This is a genomic window from Methylibium sp. (genome assembly GCF_013817365.1).
GTDB lineage: Bacteria > Pseudomonadota > Gammaproteobacteria > Burkholderiales > Burkholderiaceae_C > Methylibium.
Genome location: NZ_JACDCU010000510.1, coordinates 1 through 2,654, shown reverse-complemented (window position 1 = coordinate 2,654; position 2,654 = coordinate 1). Strand labels below are relative to the sequence as shown.

Sequence of the window (2,654 nt, the reverse complement as noted above, 5' to 3'; positions counted from 1 at the left end):
CCGCCATCGACCGCGGCGAAAAGGTGCATTTCATGGAGGAGACGCGCAACGTCAACCGCACGGTCGGCGCCATGCTCTCCGGCGAGCTGATCCGCCACCGGCCCGAGGGGCTGCCCGACCACACCATCTTCATGCAGATGGAGGGCACGGGCGGGCAAAGCTTCGGCGCTTTCCTGGCCAAGGGCATCACGCTGTACCTGATCGGCGACGCCAACGACTACACCGGCAAGGGCCTGAGCGGCGGCCGTGTCGTGGTGCGCCCGAGCATCGAGTTCCGCGGCGATGCGCTGCACAACATCATCGTCGGCAACACGGTGCTCTATGGCGCGACCAGCGGCGAGGCTTTCTTCCGCGGCGTGGCGGGCGAGCGTTTCGCGGTGCGCCTGTCGGGGGCGACCACGGTGGTCGAAGGCACCGGAGACCACGGCTGCGAATACATGACCGGCGGCACCGTGGTCGTGCTCGGCAAGACCGGGCGCAACTTCGCCGCCGGCATGTCGGGCGGCATCGCCTACGTGTACGACGAGGACGGCACGTTCGTGCAGCGCTGCAACACGGCGATGGTCGCGCTGGACAAGGTGCTGCCTGCCGACGAGCAGCGCGCCAGTCAGGACGCCGCAAGCTTCCACAAGGGCTTGGCCGACGAGCTGCTGCTGAAGAAGCTGATCGAGGACCACCACAAGTGGACCGGCTCGCTGCGCGCACGCGACATCCTCGACCACTGGGCCAGTGCACGGGGGCGTTTCGTCAAGGTGTTCCCTTCCGAGTACAAGCGCGCTCTCGGCGAGTTGCACGCGCAGAAGGAAGCCGGCGACACCATCGCCAAGGCCAAGGTAGCGCCCAGGAAGAGCCGCACCGTCGCGGCGAAGTGAACGGGCGCAGCGCGCGGGCGCCCCTCATGGGCGGCGCGTGCCTTCGCGTCCACAAGATCGGTCAGTACGGGAAAAAAGAATCATGGGAAAAGTCACCGGTTTCATGGAGTTCGAGCGCGTCGAGGAGGGCTACGCGCCGGTCGGCGAGCGGCTGAAGAACTACAAGGAATTCGTCATCGGGCTGAAGGCCGACGATGCCAAGATCCAGAGCGCGCGTTGCATGGACTGCGGCACGCCGTTCTGCAATTCGGGCTGCCCGGTCAACAACATCATTCCGGATTTCAACGACCTCGTGTACCGCAATGACTGGGCCAATGCCTTCACGGTGCTCGACTCGACCAACAACTTTCCCGAATTCACCGGCCGCATCTGCCCGGCGCCCTGCGAGGCGGCCTGCACGCTCAACGTCAACGACGATCCGGTCGGCATCAAGTCGATCGAGCACGCCATCATCGACCGCGCCTGGGCCGAGGGCTGGGTCAAGCCGCAACTGCCCAAGCACAAAACAGGCAAGACGGTCGCCGTGGTCGGCTCCGGCCCGGCCGGCATGGCCGCTGCTCAGCAACTGGCGCGCGCCGGCCATGAGGTGACGCTGTTCGAGAAGAACGACCGCATCGGCGGTCTGCTGCGCTACGGCATCCCAGACTTCAAGATGGAGAAACTGCACATCGATCGCCGCGTCGAGCAGATGCGCGCCGAAGGGGTGCGGTTTCGCACCGGGGTCATGGTCGGCCAGTTGCCCGACGGCTCGAAGGTCATGAACGTGGCCCGCGAGACCGTTTCGCCCGAGCAGCTCCGCGCCGACTTCGACGCCGTGCTGCTGACCGGCGGCGCCGAGCAGTCGCGCGACCTGCCGGTGCCGGGCCGCGACCTCGACGGCGTGCATTTCGCGATGGAGTTCCTGCCGCAGCAAAACCAGGTCAACGCGGGCGACGCAGTCGCGCGCCAGATCATGGCGACCGACAAGCACGTCATCGTGATCGGTGGCGGCGACACCGGCAGCGACTGCGTGGGCACCAGCAACCGCCACGGTGCGAAGAGCGTGACCCAGTTCGAACTCATGCCGCAGCCGCCCGAGGAAGAGAACAAGGCGCTGACCTGGCCCTACTGGCCCTACAAGCTGCGCACCAGTTCGAGCCACGAAGAAGGTTGCGAGCGCGAGTTCGCGATCGGCACCAAGGAATTCATCGGCGAAGGCGGCAAGGTCACCGCGCTCAAGACCGTGCGGGTCGAGTGGCAGGGCGGCAAGATGGTCGAAGTGCCCGGCAGCGAGGAAGTGCTGAAGGCCGACCTGGTGCTGCTGGCGATGGGGTTCGTCAACCCGGTGGCTTCCGTGCTCGATGCCTTCGGTGTCGAGAAAGACAACCGCGGCAACGCGAAGGCGAGCACCGACTTCCTCGGCGGCTACCGCACGAGCGTGGACAAGGTGTTCGCAGCCGGCGACATGCGCCGTGGGCAGTCGCTCGTGGTGTGGGCGATTAGAGAGGGTCGGCAGGCTGCCCGGGCGGTCGACGAGCAGTTGATGGGCGCGAGCGACCTGCCGCGTTAGCACCGAAGCTCGAGACGCGCCGCAGCACACGGCAGAGCGATCTGCAAGGTGCGTCACGGCCGTCCGCACGCCGGGCGCACGGCGCTGGGGAGCACCCGACTCCGATGGGTGTTATCCCCTATCATGCGCGGCGCCGGCTCGGTTCGAGCCGGCGTTTTCATATTGGGGCCCATGACAAGTCGCTCCGTGCCGTCGTCCGCCGACAGCCGCCCACCCTTGGTCGAACTTAAGCG

1 protein-coding gene and 1 pseudogene are annotated in these 2,654 nt (G+C 66.6%); both read left to right on the top strand.

Annotation, left to right across the window (positions count from 1 at the left end; all coding sequences use genetic code 11):
* Positions 1-872: pseudogene (locus H0W38_RS20600) on the top strand (glutamate synthase subunit alpha); the annotation flags it as partial.
* Positions 873-954: 82 nt separating this feature from the next.
* Positions 955-2,421, top strand: a complete 1,467-nt coding sequence (locus H0W38_RS20595) for a glutamate synthase subunit beta (protein WP_292457701.1) — start codon at positions 955-957, stop codon at positions 2,419-2,421.
* Positions 2,422-2,654 lie beyond the last annotated feature (233 nt).